At 65.8% G+C, this 17041-nt stretch carries 18 protein-coding genes and 1 tRNA gene; 4 read left to right on the top strand and 15 right to left on the bottom strand.

The genetic code is table 11. The features are described from left to right. Positions 1-5: 5 nt before the first annotated feature. Genes AUP43_RS00665 through AUP43_RS00645 form a run of 5 tightly spaced genes read right to left on the bottom strand, consistent with a single transcriptional unit; the run spans position 6 to position 3587 of the window. Positions 6-518, bottom strand: coding sequence for a hypothetical protein (locus AUP43_RS00665; protein ID WP_157089164.1), 513 nt, complete (start codon positions 516-518; stop codon positions 6-8). A gap of 13 nt (positions 519-531) precedes the next feature. Further along, entirely contained in the window at positions 532-1320 is a 789-nt protein-coding gene (gene xth, locus AUP43_RS00660; RefSeq protein WP_067551168.1) for an exodeoxyribonuclease III, read from the bottom strand. Between the two features lie 11 nt (positions 1321-1331). Continuing rightward, the gene (locus AUP43_RS00655) at positions 1332-2036 is read right to left on the bottom strand and encodes a fumarylacetoacetate hydrolase family protein (protein ID WP_067551165.1); all 705 of its coding nucleotides are present in this window, start codon (positions 2034-2036) and stop codon (positions 1332-1334) included. Between the two features lie 21 nt (positions 2037-2057). After that, complete coding sequence (locus AUP43_RS00650) at positions 2058-2801, bottom strand: FAD-binding oxidoreductase (RefSeq protein ID WP_084462364.1); 744 nt, start codon at positions 2799-2801, stop codon at positions 2058-2060. A gap of 3 nt (positions 2802-2804) precedes the next feature. After that, positions 2805-3587 carry a gamma-glutamyl-gamma-aminobutyrate hydrolase family protein gene (locus AUP43_RS00645; RefSeq protein ID WP_067551160.1) on the bottom strand — a complete coding sequence of 261 codons (783 nt, stop codon included), beginning with the start codon at positions 3585-3587 and terminating at the stop codon, positions 2805-2807. A 94-nt stretch (positions 3588-3681) separates the two neighbouring features. On the opposite strand from AUP43_RS00645, the gene AUP43_RS00640 reads away from it, so the two are divergent. Continuing rightward, positions 3682-4455 carry a sterol desaturase family protein gene (locus AUP43_RS00640; RefSeq protein WP_067551157.1) on the top strand — a complete coding sequence of 258 codons (774 nt, stop codon included), beginning with the start codon at positions 3682-3684 and terminating at the stop codon, positions 4453-4455. Here the strand turns inward: AUP43_RS00640 and AUP43_RS19145 are convergent. From AUP43_RS19145 to glnK, 5 genes are all read right to left on the bottom strand, one after another. Further along, positions 4452-4937, bottom strand: coding sequence for a LolA family protein (locus tag AUP43_RS19145; protein ID WP_198154769.1), 486 nt, complete (start codon positions 4935-4937; stop codon positions 4452-4454). The genes AUP43_RS00640 and AUP43_RS19145 overlap by 4 nt on opposite strands. A 283-nt stretch (positions 4938-5220) precedes the next feature. After that, positions 5221-7653 (bottom strand): DNA translocase FtsK, encoded by a 2433-nt coding sequence (locus tag AUP43_RS00630; protein ID WP_084462360.1) that lies wholly within the window; start codon positions 7651-7653, stop codon positions 5221-5223. 20 nt (positions 7654-7673) lie between these two features. Beyond that, a complete protein-coding gene (locus AUP43_RS00625) occupies positions 7674-8921 on the bottom strand; it encodes an aminotransferase class I/II-fold pyridoxal phosphate-dependent enzyme (RefSeq protein ID WP_322096341.1) in 1248 nt (415 codons plus the stop codon). Positions 8922-9077: 156 nt separating this feature from the next. Further along, positions 9078-10436 carry an ammonium transporter gene (gene amt, locus AUP43_RS00620; protein ID WP_067551153.1) on the bottom strand — a complete coding sequence of 453 codons (1359 nt, stop codon included), beginning with the start codon at positions 10434-10436 and terminating at the stop codon, positions 9078-9080. A 17-nt stretch (positions 10437-10453) separates the two neighbouring features. Then, positions 10454-10792, bottom strand: coding sequence for a P-II family nitrogen regulator (glnK, locus tag AUP43_RS00615; protein ID WP_067551151.1), 339 nt, complete (start codon positions 10790-10792; stop codon positions 10454-10456). 303 nt (positions 10793-11095) lie between these two features. Here glnK and AUP43_RS00610 point away from each other — a divergent pair, with 303 nt between their 5' ends. Further along, on the top strand, positions 11096-12331 hold the full coding sequence (locus AUP43_RS00610; protein WP_067551149.1) for a UbiH/UbiF/VisC/COQ6 family ubiquinone biosynthesis hydroxylase: 1236 nt from the start codon (positions 11096-11098) through the stop codon (positions 12329-12331). On the opposite strand, the gene AUP43_RS00605 is transcribed toward AUP43_RS00610, so the two are convergent. The 5 genes from AUP43_RS00605 to AUP43_RS00585 all read right to left on the bottom strand — a co-directional run bounded on the left by AUP43_RS00605 (position 12328) and on the right by AUP43_RS00585 (position 15251). Further along, positions 12328-12714, bottom strand: coding sequence for a gamma-butyrobetaine hydroxylase-like domain-containing protein (locus tag AUP43_RS00605; protein ID WP_067551147.1), 387 nt, complete (start codon positions 12712-12714; stop codon positions 12328-12330). The two genes, AUP43_RS00610 and AUP43_RS00605, sit on opposite strands and share 4 nt — an antisense overlap. Then, positions 12711-12929, bottom strand: a complete 219-nt coding sequence (locus tag AUP43_RS00600; protein ID WP_067551144.1) for a Trm112 family protein — start codon at positions 12927-12929, stop codon at positions 12711-12713. Before AUP43_RS00600 ends, AUP43_RS00605 begins: the two co-directional genes overlap by 4 nt. Positions 12930-12958: 29 nt before the next feature. Then, positions 12959-13624, bottom strand: coding sequence for an LON peptidase substrate-binding domain-containing protein (locus tag AUP43_RS00595; protein ID WP_067551140.1), 666 nt, complete (start codon positions 13622-13624; stop codon positions 12959-12961). After that, a complete protein-coding gene (trxA, locus tag AUP43_RS00590; RefSeq protein WP_067551137.1) occupies positions 13621-14559 on the bottom strand; it encodes a thioredoxin in 939 nt (312 codons plus the stop codon). Before trxA ends, AUP43_RS00595 begins: the two co-directional genes overlap by 4 nt. A gap of 161 nt (positions 14560-14720) precedes the next feature. After that, entirely contained in the window at positions 14721-15251 is a 531-nt protein-coding gene (locus tag AUP43_RS00585; protein ID WP_067551133.1) for a prolyl-tRNA synthetase associated domain-containing protein, read from the bottom strand. Between the two features lie 143 nt (positions 15252-15394). Between AUP43_RS00585 and AUP43_RS00580 the strand changes: the two genes are divergently transcribed. Together AUP43_RS00580 and AUP43_RS00575 are read left to right on the top strand one after the other, a co-directional pair. Beyond that, positions 15395-15469 (top strand) — tRNA-Gly (locus AUP43_RS00580). Between the two features lie 377 nt (positions 15470-15846). Further along, a complete protein-coding gene (locus AUP43_RS00575) occupies positions 15847-16920 on the top strand; it encodes a porin (protein WP_067551130.1) in 1074 nt (357 codons plus the stop codon). The last annotated feature ends 121 nt before the right edge of the window (positions 16921-17041 follow it).

Here is a 17041-nt window from a genome sequence, read left to right as displayed (position 1 = left end):
CCCGTTTAGCCCCGGCCGAACGGATCGTCCCGGCGCAGCCCATGCTGGCCAAGCGATTCGAAGTTGCGGATGCTGGCATCGTCCAGCGCCAGCCCGCGGGCGCGCACGATGCTAGCTGCTTCGGCAACGAGGTCCATAAATCGTTCCAGGGGCGAATCGAAGCTGAGCTTCTTGTCCCCGGCGGCCAGGGTGAGCTGCATCCACCCTTCCGAACGGTCGCGGCGGGTGGAGAAATAGGCCAGCTTCACCTGATCGATCTCCGCCCAGGCCAGGTCGCGGCGGCGGAAATCCGCCACCGTAAGCCCCGCCTCCGTGACCGTCACCGCCGTGCGCTGGCGGCGATATGTCCGGATGCCGAACGCCAGGAACAGCAGCGCCAGCCCGGCCAGAATGACCAGGAACACGCCGTGGATGCCGGGCACGAACAGGATCGGCCCCAGCGTGAAACCAAGGCCGACGCCGGCGCGGATATAATCCCAACGGATCGCCGAGCGCTGATAGCGCAGCACTTCCTGCATCAGGCCCCCGTGGCTAGGCGAGATCGACCAGGACGGGCACATGGTCCGAGGCCTTTTCCCAGCCCCGCACCGGCTTCAGTATCTGCCAGTTCTGCAAGGCCGGCTTCAGCTCCGGCGTCACCCAGATATGATCGAGGCGGCGGCCCCGGTCGGACGCCTCCCAATCCTTCGCCCGGTAGCTCCACCAGGAATAGAGCTTTTCCGTTTCGGGAACGAAATGACGAACCGCGTCGACCCAATCCAGCGTCTCCCGCAACTTCGCCATATGCGCCACCTCGATGGGCGTGTGGCTGACCACGTCGAGCAGCTGCTTGTGCGACCAGACATCGTGCTCCAGCGGCGCGATATTCAGGTCGCCGACCAGGATGCGCCGGGTGCCGTCTCCCTTCATTGCCTGGAACCAGGCGGTGATCTCCTGCAGGAATTGAAGCTTGTGGGCGAATTTCTCGTTCACCGCCGGGTCGGGAATATCGCCGCCGGCGGGAATGTAGAAATTATGCAGCTCGATCCCGTCCTCGAAGGTGACGGAGACGTGGCGGCAATCCTCCTTGCCGCACCAATGGCGGGGGCCGGTGAAGGCGAAGGGCCGGCGCGACAGGATCGCCACGCCGTTATAGCTCTTCATCCCGGCCACCGCCTGGTGCGTATAGCCCGCCGCCGCGATGGCCTCGCCGGGAAACACGCCGTTCTCCGCCTTGATCTCCTGCAGGCAGATCACATCCGGCTGCTGTTCCTCCATCAAGCGAAGCAGCAGCGGCAGGCGCAGGCGGACGGAATTGATGTTCCAGGTGGCAACGCGCAACGGCATCTTCCTCAGCCCATCGTCACGATGATGGCGCCGACGCCCTCGACGCTGCCTTCCATCGTCTCGCCCTTGGCGACCGGGCCCACGCCTTCCGGCGTGCCGCTATAGATCAGATCGCCGGGGAACAGCTCCACCAGGGTGGAGAGATAGGCGATGGTGTCCGGCACGTTCCAGATCATCGCCGAGATGTCGGCATCCTGCTTTACGGCGCCATTCACGGAAATCTGGATGCGGCCGGTGGTCGGATGACCGATTTCCGAGGCCGGACGGATATGGCCGCAAGGCGCGGAATGGTCGAAGCCCTTGGCCATGTCCCACGGGCGCGCCAGCTTCTTGGCCTCGGCCTGGATGTCGCGGCGGGTCAGGTCGATGCCGACGGCATAGCCATAGACATGCTCCAGCGCCTTGTCGGCCGGGATGTTCACCCCGCCCTTGCCCAGCGCCACCACCAGCTCGATCTCGTGATGCAGATCCTTGGTCGCCAGCGGATAGGGCGCGATGGCGGTTTCGCCCGTCCCCTTCTCGCACAGCACGATGGCGTCGGCAGGCTTGGCGAAGAAGAAGGGCGGCTCGCGATCCGGATCATGGCCCATCTCGCGGGCATGGGCCGCATAGTTGCGACCGACGCAATAGATGCGGCGCACCGGGAATTCGCCCGCGCCGCCGGCGACGGGAATGCTGATCTGGGCCGGAGCCGGGATCACGAAGCTCATCGGATATTCCTCATAATATTGTCAGGCGAGGCCGAGACGCTGGCGCTCTTCCTCGCTGAAATAGGGATCGGCATGGATATCGCCACGAGGCAGGCCACGGGCGACGAGCATGGAAGCAGCAGCTTCCACCATCGCCGGCGCGCCCGCAAGATAGGCTTTGCAGCCGGCGAAATTCGTAAAATCCGCCGCGACCACCTGATGGATGAAGCCGGTGCGGCGCGCCGTCATGCCCTGGGCCGCCGACAGCGCATAGGTGACCGACAGGGTGGGATGCGCGGCCCGCAAGACCTGAAAACGGTCCTCGTAATAGATGTCCGGCTCGTCCTGAAACCCGGCATAAAGGTGGATGTCGCCGCGATGGCCCTGCTCCAGCGCCGCCTCGACAATGGCGATCATCGGGGCCAGGCCGGTGCCGCCGCCAATGCACAGAATCGACCCCAGATGCTCGCGCCGCCACCAGCAATCGCCATAGGGGCCGGCCAGCTGCACGGCGTCGCCCGGCCTCAGGCCGGTCTGCACATAGGCGGCGGCGGTCTGCTCGCCCATCTGCCGAATATGGAAATCGAGATACGGCAGCCCCGGCGGGCTGGCGATGGAGAAGTCACGCGGCTGCTGGCCGGGGAAGGCGAGCGAGGCATATTGCCCGGCCAGGAAATCGAACCGATCGCGGCCCAGATCGAGCCGCACCCGGCTGGTCGCCCGCGCCAAGGGCTCAACCGAGGCGACCAGGACGGTCCGGCGCTGTTCTGAAATCGGCGCAGCCACGGCTCAGGCCGCGGCTAAGGCTGCGGAGCGTGCGAGAGCGCGGGCGCGACAGGCTTCCCCGAAAGCGGCGAACAAGGCCTTGGAGGTCGGCTCCTCCAGACTCGGCCATTCCGGGTGCCATTGCACCGCCAGGGCGAAGGCCTTGGCATGGGCCACGCTGACCGACTCGATGATGCCGTCCGGCGCCACCGCCTCGACCGTCAACCCCTCGCCCAGCCGGTCGATGCCCTGGGCGTGCAGCGAGTTCACCAGCACGCTGCGCGCGCCCAGCAACCGGTGCAGCACCCCACCCTCGGTAATCTCGATGGGATGGGCCGGCCGGTATTTCGCGTCGAAATCGACGTCGCGGCGCATGCGATGATCGAACTTGCCCGGAATCTCCTGGATCTTCTGATGCAGGCTGCCGCCCATCGCCACGTTCAGCTCCTGAATGCCGCGGCAGATGCCGAACACCGGTACGCCGGCGGCGATGGCGGCACGGATCATCGGCAGGCTGGTGGCGTCGCGGCTGGCGTCGCACGCATCGCCGGGATCGAGGTCCGACCGGGCGTAATTATGCGGCTCGACATTCGACGGGCTGCCGGTCAACAGCAAACCGTCCAGCCGTTCGACCAGGGCCGGCAAATCCAGCCTTTCGGCCAGGGCGGGGATCAACACCGGCAGGCCGCCAGAGGCATCGGTCACGCAGGTGATGTATTTTTCCGACACCGAATGCAGCGGATGATCGCCCGTCGTCTTGCGGCAGGCCGTAACGCCGATCAGGGGCAATATATTAGGCTTTGTCATGGAAATCAGCTAGCACCGCAGACGCGTCAGGGCAAGGGGGCGCAGCACAGACTCTGCCCCTCGCCGCCGGATGGATGAGATATAAATCAGGGGCATGAGCATCGAATCGCTGTTGGCCTGGAAGGCCGTAGCCGTGGGGGTCTGGATCGCGCTGCTGCTGGCGGCCGAACGACTGGTCCCGGCGGCGACGCGGCCAGTGGAGGCACGCGGCTGGCCCAGGCTGGCGCGCAATGGCGGGCTATGGCTGCTGAACGCGGTACTCTCGCCGCTGGCGGTGGTGCCGCTGACGCTGCTCGCCAGCCAGCATACGCTGGATTGGCGGCCGGCGGCCTGGCAGGGATGGCCGGCGCTGCTGCTCGACCTGTTGGTGTTGGATGCGCTGATCTATTGGTGGCATCGGGCCAACCATGTCCTGCCCTTCCTCTGGCGCTTCCACGCGGTGCACCATCTCGACCGGTTCCTGGACGCCAGTTCGGCGGTGCGCTTCCATTTCGGCGAGGTACTGCTGTCGGCCGCCGCGCGGGCGGCCGTCATCATGCTGCTCGACATCCCGCTCGTCTCGGTTCTCGTCTTCGAGGCGCTGGTGCTGATGGCATCGATCTTCCACCACTCGAACCTCCGCCTGCCGGAACGGCTGGAAAAGCTGCTGGCGCGCATCGTGGTGACGCCCTCGATCCATTGGATGCATCACCACCCCTGCCGGTCCGATACGGATTCCAACTACGCCACCATCCTCAGCCTGTGGGACGGGCTGTTCGGGACGCGCAACGCAAAACGCCGCCGAGGCGATCTTCCGATCGGCCTTGAGGGCGAAACGCGGGACGCGGATTTCCTGGGGCTGCTGGCCAAGCCTTTCCGCAAGGGCTAGTTGCGCGGGGCCTGCGGCAGGGTCTGCTGGTGGCGGAACAGGCCGGGATCGAGCTGACGGCCATAGCTGGTATTGTTCAGCGTGATCCGCGTCTGCACGCCCTGCGGATCGGTCACCGTCCATTGCCGCAACTCCAGCGGCACATCGCTGAACACCAGCGAGAGGGAACCGGCATCGCGTTCCTTGGTCTGCACCAGATTGACGCGGATGACGTTGTTCTCCTTCACCATGTCCGTCACGGTCACGTCGCCGGACAGCTTGATGGTGTCATCCAGCAGAAAGGCCACCGGCGTGGCGCTGACCGGCACATAGCTTTCCTGGTTCAGCGTCTGATCGACATAGACCAGCATGGTGCCATTCGCCATCAGGAAGGCGGGATCCGGCTCCTCATACTGCACGCGGATCTTGCCGGGGCGCGACAGATAGAGCGTGCCATTGGCGCTCTGACCGGTCGAGGCCGTCTGCAGGAAATCGGCCTGCATGGTCTTGATATTATTCAGATAATCCTCGATTCGCTGGATCGTCTCGCGATCGACCCGCGAATCAGCGGCCGCTAATTGAACGGGAGGGGTGGTCGCCGGCTCCAAGGCTGCGGAGGGGGGGGCGTGCAGTCCGAGGACACCGGCGACCAGGGCTGCGAGTAGGGGGACACTTCGCATGGATCGGAAATAGGTACCCCATCCCGCCGCAGCAAGCGCCGCCCCCAAAATGCCCTGAATTCGCCTTGCCTCGCCTTCGTGGTTCCAGCGATTCCTCATCTGCGGATCACTCATCCGGGTCCCGCAGCAGCACTTCCCGCTTGCCGACATGGTTGGCCTTGGAAATCATGCCTTCCGCTTCCATCCGCTCGACCAGACGGGCGGCGCGGTTATAGCCGATCTGGAGATAGCGCTGGATGAAGCTGGTCGAACATTTGCGTTCGCGCGCCACCAGCTCCACCGCCTTGTCGTACAAATCGTCGCGCTCCTCGCCATCGCCACCGCCAAGGCCGGCCAGATCGCCGCTGAAATCATCTTCCTCGGTCACCGATTCGATATAGTCGGGCACGCCCTGCGCCTTCAGATGGCGCACCACATCCTCGACCTCAAGATCGCTGACGAAGGGGCCGTGCACGCGCGTCAGGCGTCCGCCGCCGGCCATGTAGAGCATATCGCCCTGGCCCAGCAGGGTTTCCGCCCCGCCCTCGCCCAGGATGGTGCGGCTGTCGATCTTGGAGGTGACCTGGAAGCTGATGCGGGTCGGAAAATTCGCCTTGATCGTGCCGGTGATGACGTCTACCGACGGGCGCTGCGTCGCCATGATGATGTGAATGCCCGCCGCGCGCGCCATCTGCGCCAGGCGCTGGATCGCCGCCTCGATATCCTTGCCGGCGACCAGCATCAGGTCGGCCATCTCGTCGACCACGACGACGATGTAGGGCAGCGGTTCCAGATCCAGCGGCTCGTCCTCGAAGACCGGCTTGCCGGTCTCGCCGTCGAAGCCGGTCTGAACGCGGCGCTTCAGCACCTCGCCCTTCTTGCGCGCCTCCGCCAGGCGCAGATTGTAGCCGTCGATATTGCGCACGCCGAGCTTGGACATGCCGCGATAGCGGTTCTCCATCTCGCGCACGGTCCATTTCAGCGCCACCACCGCCTTGGAGGGGTCGGTGACCACCGGCGCCAGCAGATGCGGGATGCCGTCATAGATCGACAGCTCCAGCATCTTCGGATCGATCATGATGAAACGGCAGCGTTCCGGCGGCAGCTTGTAGAGCAGCGACAGGATCATCGCATTGACCGCCACCGACTTGCCTGAGCCGGTGGTGCCGGCGACCAGCAGATGCGGCATGCGCGCCAGGTCGGCAATCACCGGCACGCCGCCGATATCCTTGCCCAGCGCCAGCGGCAGCTTGGCGGCGCTGCGCTCGTAGCTCTCCGCCTCGAAGGTCTCGCGCAGCAGCACCGTCTCGCGATTCTGGTTCGGCAGCTCAATGCCGATGACGCTGCGCCCCGGCACCACGGCGACGCGCACCGACACGGCGCTCATCGAGCGGGCGATATCGTCCGACAGGCCGATGACGCGCGAAGATTTGGTGCCCGGCGCCGGCTCCAGCTCGTACAGGGTGACGACCGGGCCGGGACGGATTTTCACAATCTCGCCCTTCACGCCGAAATCCGACAGCACGGTTTCCAGCAGCCGGGCATTGGCCTCCAGCGCTTCCTGGTCCGGGCCGACGCGACGGCCAGGCTTCGGCGGCTCCAGAAGGTCGATGTCCGGCAGCTGGTAAGCGCCATCGGGCACGAGGTCGAGGCTGGCCTGCTTCACCGGGGTCTTTTGCGGCTTGCGTTCGACCCGGGGTTCCGGCCGCGATTCGCCACGGGGCGCGCGCTCCAGCGGCGCGTCGATGCGGGCGCGAACGGGGCGCGGGGCCTCCTCTTCATCCTCCCGGTCGCGCTCGATCAGCCGGTCACGCGCCGACGCCCTGCCGGCGAGGCTGGGCTCCTGGCGCACGCCGCGTTTCGCCATATCGAAACCGGCCTTGGCGGCGGCCCCGCCCATCTGCCCGCCGGCGGCGGCGGCGCGGTAGGTCAGCCGGCCGCCGGCCCACAGCATGCGGCCGGCATTGCGCAGGAAGACCCACCATTCGCGGATCGAGAAGCCCAGCACATAAAGCAGCAGGATGGTCGCGAGGCCCCCAGCGATCATGCCGACCAGCGCCAGCGATATCGAGGCCCCGACCAGCGGCAATAGCCCGCTTATCTTCGCCAGCAGCAAGGTGCCGGTGAAGCCGCCCAGGCCGCTGACCAGCGGCCAGCCGGCCGGCGGCGTCAGGGTCGCCAGCGCCATCGCCCCAGCCAGCAGGCCGAACGGCAACAGGGCGGCGCGCAGCCAGGGGTTGGCGAGGCCCAGCCCGGCCGCCAGGCGATAGCCCCAAGCGGCGATCACCAGCGCCAGCAGCCCGCCGCCCAGCCCCAGCGTCTGCAGTAGCAAATCCGCCGTCAGCGCGCCGGGCAGGCCCAGCCAGTTTTGCGCCGGGCCGGCGGTGGCGGTGTTCAGCGAGGGATCGCCCGGCTGATAGCCGGACATGGCGACGGCAAGGGCGAGCGCCAGCCCGATCAGAACAAAGCCGGCGAGACCGATCAACCGCCGGCGCACAAAGGCGCCGAAGCCGGGCGGAAAGAGAACGCTGCGGTTCGTGCTGCTGCCGGTGCTCGCCATGCCCCCTCCTCTCTGTCGCCCTAAAGCGCGCGGGCCAGGCGGCCCAGCGCTTCCTCCGTCACGTCATTGTCGTAGACCAGCGCCACGCGGATATAGGGCGCGCCGGGATTGACGCCCTTCGCATCCGGCACCGCCATATAGGCGCCCGGGATGGTGCGGATCGCCGCCTCCTTCCACAGCCGCGCGCAGGTCGCCTCGCCATCGCCGACATCGAGCCACAGGAAAAACCCCGCCTGCGGCCGGAAATAACCCGCCTTGCCATCCAGCAGCCGGGTCGCGATGTCGAAATTGCCGCGATACATCTTCTGATTCACCGCGACATGCGCCTCGTCGCGCCACACCGCAGTGGCGGCGGCGACGATGGGCAGCGGCATCGGCGTGCAGGCATAGCCGATCAGCTCGGCATAGCGCGCCATCACCCGGGCGTCGCCGGCCATGAAGCCGGCGCGCAGGCCCGGCGCGGAGGAGCGCTTGGACAGCGAGTGAAACACCACGACATTGTCCATCGCCGTGCCATAGGGCCCGTCACCCAGCGCCGCACAGGCCTCCAGCGCGCCCGACGGCGGCTGGACATCGTAAATCTCCGCGTAGCATTCATCGACCGCCAGCACGAAATCATGCTCGCGCGCCAGCTTGATCCAGCTTTTCAGATAAGCGAGATCGCCCATCGTGCCCTGCGGGTTGGACGGCGTGCAGAGATAGCAGATCGCAGTGCGGTCGAGCACCGCCTTCGACACTGTCGCCGGGTCGGGCAGGAAATTGCTTTCGGCCGTCGCCGGCAGATAGACACTCTCCGCATTGGCGGCCATCGCCGCCCCGCGATAGACGTGATAGGAGGGGCTGGGCATCAGCACCACCGGCCGGCCGCCGCCCTTGGACTGCGGAATGGCCACCAGCGCCAGCATGAACAGCGGCTCGCGCGTGCCCGGCACGGGAACGATATTGCGGTCGGGATCGACAAAGCCGGCGGGCAGCTTGTAGCGCATCGTCAGCCAGTCGGCGACCGCCTGCCGGTAGGCCGGGGTGGCCAGCGCCGGCGGATATTTGTTCCATAGATGCGCATTCTCGCTCAGCACATCCTTGATGAAAGCGGGCGGCTGGTTTTGCGGCTCGCCGACCGACAGCATGACCGGCGCGTCGTTGCAGACCGGCTGGATCGGATCGAGCAGGGCGGCAAGCTTGCGGAACGGATAATCGGCGAGCGGGTCGAGCCGGTCGTTGAACATGGGCGCCTGGCAGAATCGCAACATCGGGCGCGGACGATCCACGCCCCCCTCCGCCGTACTATAACTGCGGTCAAAATAAAGACAATACAGAAGGCTAAGGCGATTCGTTCAGAGTCTTTCTGAGGTGAGTGGCGGCGGACAAACAAAAGCCCGGGCGGTTTCCCGCCCGGGCCCTGTTTTACCCCGTCTTCCGGCAGCTTAGGAGCGGCCGAACTCCGGATAGGCTTCCATGCCCAGCTCGACCTTGTCCTGACCGAGCACCTCTTCCTCCTCCGGCACGCGGATGCCGACGGTGAATTTGAGGATCAGCCAGAAAATCGCGCTGGTCACGATCATGAAGATCGCGATGGCGACGATGCCGGTGAGCTGGGTGACCAGGCTGCCGGCGCCGAAGATGCCGACCGCGAGCGTGCCCCAGATGCCGCAGACCAGATGGGCCGGGATGGCGCCGACCACATCGTCGATCTTCAGCTTGTCGAGCAGCGGGACCGCGACCACGACCAACACGCCACCAACGCCGCCGATGACGATCGACCAGAAGTGATTGGTCAGGTCAGGGCCGGCGGTGATCGACACCAGGCCGCCAATGGCGCCGTTCAGGGCCATCGTCAGGTCGATCTTGCCGTACATCAGCTGGGTCAGCAGGCAGGCAGCCACGACGCCGCCGCAGGCCGCCAGGTTGGTGTTGGCGAACACGATGGCCATGGCCGAGGCGTCCAGCGCCGAGCCGAGGGCCAGCTGCGAGCCGCCATTGAAGCCAAACCAGCCGAGCCACAGGATGAAGGTGCCCAGCGTGGCCAGCGGCAGGTTCGAGCCCGGCATCGGCGCGATACGGCCGTCAGCGGTGAACTTGCCCTTGCGCGGGCCGAGGATGATGGCGCCCACCAGCGCCGCCCAGCCGCCCACGGAATGGACGATGGTCGAACCGGCGAAGTCGCTGAAGCCCATCTCGCTGAGCCAGCCGCCGCCCCAGGTCCAGGAACCCTGGATCGGGTAGAGGATGGCGGTCAGCACGGTGGTGAAGATGATGAACGGCCAGAATTTGATGCGCTCGGCCAGCGTGCCCGAGACGATCGAGGCCGCGGTGGCGACGAACACCATCTGGAAGAACCAGTCGGACATCACCGAATAGCCATTCTCGACCACGGCGGCGACCTGCTCGGCCGTCGGCTCGTCGGCGCCCAGGAGCGCCAGCTCGGCGTCCGAGGTGTTGTAGAAGAACGAGATCGAGCCGATCCAGCCGCTGACGTCGGTATACATCAGGCTGTAGCCGATGACGTAGTACATGATGCCGGCGACGGCGTAGATGGTGATGTTCTTCAAGCAGATGGTGGCGGTGTTCTTGGACCGCACCAGGCCCGATTCCAGCATGGCGAAACCCGCGGCCATCCACATGACCAGCGCGCCGCACATCAGGAACGAAAACGTATTGAAGATAAAAGCCGTCTCCTCGGAGACTTCGGCCTTGGCGGGCGACGCCATAAGGGCCAGCGGCGCTGCGATCAATGCGAGCGTGCCGACGGCCTTTGCGAGCCCCTTGTTAAACCCCTTCATCATTGCCTCCTCGCAATCCCTCAAAGCGCGTCCGCGTCGGTTTCGCCGGTCCGGATGCGGATGGCGCGGGCAATCTCCACCACGAAGATCTTGCCGTCGCCGATACGCCCGGTATTCGCGGCCTTCTGGATCGCCTCGACGACCCGCTCGACCAGATCGTCGGTCACGGCGACCTCGATCTTGACCTTTGGCAGGAAGTTCACGGCATATTCCGCGCCGCGATAGATTTCCGTCTGCCCCTTCTGACGGCCAAAGCCCTTCACCTCGCTTACAGTGAGGCCTTGGATGCCCAGCTCGGTCAGTGCCTCGCGCACTTCGTCGAGCTTGAAGGGCTTGATGATCGCCATCACCAGCTTCATGTCGCCCGCTCCCCTTCCTTCAGGTTTCTCTCCCGGCCACACGACCGGACCCGCAATACAATCCAAGAATTGTGCCGGTTTGTGCTGCGTTGCGGAAAAGCTGGCTTTTTTGTGGCTTATCCTGCCCGGGCGACGCGAAAGCGCCTTTTGGACAGGCACTAAATTGCATAAATTTTCATCACATGAATGGAAAACGCCCATTCTTTAGCCGCCATTGCGCGACACTCGGTCCGCTGGACAGCGGCACGGGGTCGACCCACACTAACCCGCATAATCAGGGCGAGCCGGAACCGGGTCGGGGCGATGAAAAACGAGTTGAAGGCGGATGTGGCGATTATCGGCGGCGGGCTGGTCGGGCTCACGCTCGGCCGGGCGCTGGCGTTGCGCGGCATCGCCGCCTGCGTGATCGACCGCCAGCCCTTGGAGATCATGACCGACGCCGCCTATGACGGGCGCGGCTCCGCCATCGCGCTTGGCTCCCAGCAACTGCTGGACTCGCTCGGGCTTTGGGCGGATATGGCGGCGCAAGCCGGACCCATTCTGGATATCCGCGTCTCGGACGGCGATTCCAGGCTGTTCCTGCATTATGACCATCGCGAAATCGGTAGCGATCCGATGGGCTGGATCGTCGAGAATACGGTCACCCGCCGCGTGCTCGCCAAGGCGGCCGGGGAAACCGGGGGGCTGACGGTGATCGCGCCCGCCGCCGTCGAGCGGCTGGAGCGCGGCGCCGGCCGCGTGGTCGCGCATCTGTCGGACGGGCGCACAATCCGCGCCGCCTTGGCGGTCGCCGCCGACGGCAAGCAGTCACCGACGCGGGAAGCCGCCGGCATCCGTGCCACCCGCTGGGATTATCCGCAGACCGGCATTGTCTGCTCGGTCAGCCTGGAACGGCCGCACCGGGGCATCGCGCATGAGCGTTTCCTGCCGGCCGGCCCCTTCGCGCTGCTGCCGATGACCGGGATTCCCGGCCATCCGCACCGCGCCTCCATCGTCTGGACCGAACGGCAAGCACTGGCCCCCGCCATGCTGGCGCTGGACGACGCTGATTTCAGTATCGAAATGAACAGGCGGTTTGGCGATTATTACGGCAGGCTGACCCTGCTGGGCCGGCGCTGGAGCTATCCTCTGTCGCTGCTGCTGGCGTCGCGCACGACCGACCACCGGCTGGCGCTGATCGGCGATGCGGCGCACGCCATCCACCCGATCGCCGGGCAGGGGCTTAACCTCGGATTGCGCGATATCGCGGTCCTGGCCGATATACTGGGCGAGGCGCAGGGGCTGGGCCTCGATCTCGGCGACAAATCGTTGCTGGACGAGTATGCGCGCCGGCGCCGGGTCGACACGCTGGGGCTGATCGCCGCCACGGACGGGCTGAACCGGCTATTCTCCAACGATCTGGCGCCGGTGCGGCTGGCGCGCCGGCTGGGCCTCGCCACGGTGAACCGGCTGCCGCCGCTGAAGCATCTGTTCATGCGCCACGCCATGGGCACGATGGGCGGCAGCCTGGGGATGCTGCTGGGGCAGGGCCCGCGCTAACCGCGCCGTTTCGGTTCGCGCGACAGGCCGCTCTTTTCCAGGGCTTTCAGGTAGTTGCCCCACAGCTCTTCCTGGCGCTCGCCCAGCTCATACAGATACCGCCAGGAGAAGATGCCGGTATCGTGCAGATCGTCGAAGATGATGCGCACCGCGTAATTGCCGACCGGCTCCAGGCGCATGATGCCGACATGGGCGCGCCCGGCGACCACCTTCTTCTGCGACGGGCCGTGGCCCTGAACCTCGGCCGAGGGGCTTTCGACACGCAGATATTCCGCTGGCAGAACAAACTGCCTGCCATTGTCGAAACTGACCTCCAGCGCCTTCTCCGCCTTGCGCAGCTTCAGCTCGGTCGGCCAGTGCTCGGTGTCGAAGCCGTCGCTCATCGCCGCTGAATTTCCTCGTCGGCGAGCTGTCGCGCCTCGTCGATCAGCATGATCGGGATGCCGTCGCGGATCGGGTAGGCCAGCCGCGCCTGGTCGCTGATCAGCTCCTGTCGATCGGCATCGTAGCGCAGGCCCGCCTTGGTCAGCGGGCAGACCAGAATTTCCAGCAGCTTGGGATCGACCCCGCCGCCGCGCCGGGTATCCGTCTCGCTCATCTCGCCTGCCTCATCCTCTCGAAGCGCCGTCAGTGCCGCGCCGGCGCGTTGCCGCCACCCTCGGCCACCGCCATCTCGACCAGCGTGGTGATGACCTGCGCCCGGTCGGCCAGCGTGGCCGCCTCAAGCAATGCCTGTTTTTCGGGCGGCGCGAAAGGGCAGATCATCGCCAGCGAGGTGATCAGCCGCTCATCCGGCGCTTCGCGAATCGTATCCCAATCCGCCTGCATGCCGTTTACCCGGAAGTAACTGGCCAGCGCCGCCTCGAAACGCTCGCGATCCAGCCCGGAGGCGCAGCATGGCTCCATATCCTGCGCATAGGCGGACCAATCCGCCGCCACCCGGCGATAGCCGCGGATGGTGGCGATCTCCTGCGTCGCCGTGAAGCGGCACAGGCCGGTCAGGGTGATAAGATAGCGGCCGTCATCCGTCTCGGCGAAGGCGCTCAGCCGACCGGCGCAGCCGACCGGATAGATCTCCGCAGCCCCCACATCGCTGGTCGCGCCCGGCTTCGGCTGCACCATGCCGATCAGCCGGTCGCCGGCCAGCGCATCCTGGATCATCGCCAGATAGCGCGGCTCGAAAATGTTCAGCGGCAGCCGGCCGCGCGGCAACAGCAGCACGCCGGGCAGCGGAAAAATCGGCAGAGTCGCCGGCAAATCCTGGAATTTCAGGTCGAAGCTTGTATCGCTCATGCAAATAATATGGAGGACAACCTGCGTCTCGACAGGGCCGTGACCGGATCTGTCGGCCCCCAGGCCTCGAAAAATTTCAACAGCTGCTTGCGCGCCGCCTCTTCGTTCCAGGTCCGATTACGCCGGATGCTCTCCAGCAGCGCGTCGGCCGCCCCTTCCATGTCGCCCGTGGCGTAGAGCGCCAGGGCCAGCTGCAAGCGGGCCTCATGGTCGTCCGGATTGGCCGCCAGCTTGCCCTGCAGGCTGGCCAGCTCGCCGGCCGCCGCCGCGGCCTCCTCGGCCAGCGACAGCGCCTGGGCGGCACCCGTCACCTCCGGCGTCTTCGCCAGCTCGGGCGGCAGTTGCGCCAGCATCGCCTTGGCCTGGTCGACGCGCCCGGCGGCGATCAGCGCCCGGATCAGGCCGGCCGCCGCCCCGGCATTCTCCGGATCATGCTGCAGGATGCGCGAATAGAGGGCGGCGGCCTGACCGGCCTCGCCCTGCTCCATCAGCAGCTTCGCCTGCTCCAGCGCCTCGGCCAGGCCATCGTCGGCGCCGCCGCCCGCCGCTTCGATCAGGCGCGCCACGAAGGCCTTCACCTGGCTTTCCGGCAAGGCGCCCTGGAAGGCGTCGATCGGCTGGCCCTGGAAGAAGGCGTAGACGGTCGGGATCGACTGGATGCGCAGCTGCGCCGACAGCTCGGGATTTTCGTCCACATTGATCTTCACCATGCGGACCGCGCCCTTGGCCTCGGCCACCGCCTTCTCCAGCGCCGGGCCGAGCTGCTTGCACGGGCCGCACCAGGGCGCCCAGAAATCGACGATGACCGGCTGCTGGCGCGACGGCTCGATCACGTCGGCCATGAAGCTCGCGGTCGAGCTGTCCTTCACATAAGGGTTGCCGCCGGGTCCGCCGGCCGGCGCGCCGGACTTGTTGCCGCCGATCAGAATATCCATGGTGTCTGGTCCTGGTGCTTGGATTTCCGCCTGGCGCGGAAGCTCTGTTGGGCGATGGCGCGATGGCCGCCGCCGGGATATCCGGAAATGTGGCTGCTGCGCCCGAGACTGACAACCCCGCGCGGCGACATGGCAGCTTAAATCCGGCCGAACCCCGAACGTCAGTCGCCGAGGTCGAGAATCAGCGGCTCGTGGCCGGTGGCGCGCAGGAAGGCGACCAGATCGTCGGGGTGGATGGCCACCGTGCGGTCATTCACCAGCGGATGGTAGTTCAGCGGGTCGCGCGCCAGCATGGCGCTGTCCAGCACGACGCGCACCTGGCCCGCGCGGTCGTTGATCGCGGCGAACGGCGTCACCGCCCCTGGCCGCACGCCCAGCGCCTCCCACAGCCGGTCGGCGCTGCCGAAGGACAGCCGGGCCGCGCCGATCGCCTTGTCCAGGCGCTTCAGATCGACCTGCCGGTCCTCCAGCGTGACCACCAGCCACATCTGTCCCTTCTTGTCCTTCAGGAACAGATTCTTGCAATGCCCGCCCGGCAGGTCGCCGCGCAGCGCTTTGGAATCCTCCACCGTGAAGAGCGGCGGATGGCGATGCTCCACGACCTTGATGCCGCGCTCGGCCAGGAAGGCGAGAAGCTGCTCGGGCGATGTCGGCGGCGGCGGGGCCGCGCTCTCCATTGGATGGCTGTTCATGACGGCGCCAGCCTAGCCAAACTGGCCCCGCCGCCTCAACCGCAAATGCACGGGAATTTTTCCGCGATTCACCGCTTGCAAAGGAGGTCGCAATGGGTATTATCGCGGCCTCGCCAGGGCCTGCGGCTTTCGGCGTACCCAATGCGGGCGTAGCTCAGGGGTAGAGCACAACCTTGCCAAGGTTGGGGTCGAGGGTTCGAATCCCTTCGCCCGCTCCAATTCGAAAAGGACCGGCCTCGCCCGGTCCTTTCGCTTTTCTGGGCCCCGTCTGCACTCCCCGCCTGCATTCTCTCTGCGCGCATATCATTACTTGCGCCGCAAAGCCCAATTTGCCTGGGCTTTAGCGATGCCTAAATTTTGCCCAATTGATGAATTGTTGGGCCGACTTTTGCCACCCCAATACTCATCCGATCTATATTGATGTCGAGTCCGCACAGATTCTTGGCAGGAAATAAGAACCAAGTTGACGCGGTATATTTATTGCAATTTGATGGATGAGTGCATTGCACCAATGAGCGATCCCGTCATCCGGTCGGGCATGTCCCGGGGGATCGAGCGGGCTGGGAACAGGGTATTAGAGCGAGGGGCATAGCAGATGAAGCAGCTACTTCTGGGTAGCACCGCCTTGGTGGCGGTTGGCGTGGTCGCGGCGGCACAGCCCGCCCGGGCGGCCGATCCGATCGCGCTGTCGGTGAACGGCTATTACGAGAATGTGGTCAGCTATACCGACCAGGATGGCGCGACCGACCTGAAGGATGTCGCTTTCCGTCACGAAGGGGAACTGGACTTCAACGGCGAAACCACGCTGGATAACGGCCTGACGGTCGGTTTCTCGGCGCGGCTGGAGATCGTCAATACCGGCAACACCAACGGGCCGATGGACGAAGTCTACATGTATCTGCAGGGCGGCTTCGGTAAGGTGCAGCTCGGCTCGCGCGAGACCGCAGCCTATCTGATGCACTACCAGGCGCCCTATGTCGGCATCGGCGTGAACACGCCGAACTTCGCGCCCTACGAGAATAGCGGCGCGCCGACCTCGACCTATCTGGTGCAGACCGACGACGCCAACAAGATCACCTACTTCACCCCGGAATTCGCCGGCTTCCAGTTCGGTGTGTCCTACGTGCCGGACGTGTCGAACACCTCGGGCAACACCCAGGGCTTCGGCGTGCTGCCGAAGGGCCTGGTCGGGGAGCAGGAGGATTGGTTCAGCTTCGGCGCCAGCTACACCCGCGAATTCGGCGAGGTCGAGCTGGGCCTGTCTGCGGGCTATGAATTCGCCTCGCTGGGGGCGAACGACGCGACCGGCACCTATGACGACTATAAGAGCTACTCCTTCGGCATCAATGTCGGCTTCGCCGGCTTCACCGTCGGCGGCTCCTACGCCAAGTGGAACAACGGCCTGTCCGGCAGCAATGACGGCAAGGCCTGGGACGCCGGCATCATCTACGAGACCGGGCCCTACGGCTTCGGCGTCACCTACTTCAATGGCGAGGACGAGGGCGCGGGGGCGGAATCCAAGCTGTTCGACATCGCCGCCTCCTACACGCCGGTCGAGGGCATCAAATTCGCCAGCGGCGTGATCCTCGGCGATTTCAGCCCCACGCCGGCCTCGGGCGCGGATGACAACGCCCTGGCGGTGTATTTCGGCACCTTCCTGACCTTCTAAGCCAGCGCCTCACACTGGACTGCGAAGGAAGAACGGCCGGCGGCGACGCCGGCCGTTTTCTTTTGTCTAAAAAGCAGTGGCTTCTTTCCCAGACCGGTTTGCGCTAGCGTGAGGCCATCCG

Source organism: Oceanibaculum pacificum (assembly GCF_001618175.1).
In the GTDB taxonomy this organism is placed as follows: Bacteria; Pseudomonadota; Alphaproteobacteria; order Oceanibaculales; family Oceanibaculaceae; genus Oceanibaculum; species Oceanibaculum pacificum.
The sequence above is the reverse complement of the archived record's forward strand: the minus strand, read 5'-3'. Positions and strand labels throughout refer to the sequence as shown.

Bases quoted from the DNA above. Each gene is read 5' to 3' on its own strand.
- AUP43_RS00665 (WP_157089164.1), bottom strand. From the start codon at position 518: ATGCAGGAAGTGCTGCGCTATCAGCGCTCGGCGATCCGTTGGGATTAT.
- AUP43_RS00655 (WP_067551165.1), bottom strand. From the start codon at position 2,036: ATGAGCTTCGTGATCCCGGCTCCGGCCCAGATCAGCATTCCCGTCGCC.
- AUP43_RS00645 (WP_067551160.1), bottom strand. From the start codon at position 3,587: ATGACAAAGCCTAATATATTGCCCCTGATCGGCGTTACGGCCTGCCGC.
- AUP43_RS00640 (WP_067551157.1), top strand. From the start codon at position 3,682: ATGAGCATCGAATCGCTGTTGGCCTGGAAGGCCGTAGCCGTGGGGGTC.
- AUP43_RS19145 (WP_198154769.1), bottom strand. From the start codon at position 4,937: ATGCAGGCCGATTTCCTGCAGACGGCCTCGACCGGTCAGAGCGCCAAT.
- AUP43_RS00630 (WP_084462360.1), bottom strand. From the start codon at position 7,653: ATGGCGAGCACCGGCAGCAGCACGAACCGCAGCGTTCTCTTTCCGCCC.
- amt (WP_067551153.1), bottom strand. From the start codon at position 10,436: ATGATGAAGGGGTTTAACAAGGGGCTCGCAAAGGCCGTCGGCACGCTC.
- glnK (WP_067551151.1), bottom strand. From the start codon at position 10,792: ATGAAGCTGGTGATGGCGATCATCAAGCCCTTCAAGCTCGACGAAGTG.
- AUP43_RS00610 (WP_067551149.1), top strand. From the start codon at position 11,096: ATGAAAAACGAGTTGAAGGCGGATGTGGCGATTATCGGCGGCGGGCTG.
- AUP43_RS00605 (WP_067551147.1), bottom strand. From the start codon at position 12,714: ATGAGCGACGGCTTCGACACCGAGCACTGGCCGACCGAGCTGAAGCTG.
- AUP43_RS00600 (WP_067551144.1), bottom strand. From the start codon at position 12,929: ATGAGCGAGACGGATACCCGGCGCGGCGGCGGGGTCGATCCCAAGCTG.
- AUP43_RS00595 (WP_067551140.1), bottom strand. From the start codon at position 13,624: ATGAGCGATACAAGCTTCGACCTGAAATTCCAGGATTTGCCGGCGACT.
- trxA (WP_067551137.1), bottom strand. From the start codon at position 14,559: ATGGATATTCTGATCGGCGGCAACAAGTCCGGCGCGCCGGCCGGCGGA.
- AUP43_RS00585 (WP_067551133.1), bottom strand. From the start codon at position 15,251: ATGAACAGCCATCCAATGGAGAGCGCGGCCCCGCCGCCGCCGACATCG.
- AUP43_RS00575 (WP_067551130.1), top strand. From the start codon at position 15,847: ATGAAGCAGCTACTTCTGGGTAGCACCGCCTTGGTGGCGGTTGGCGTG.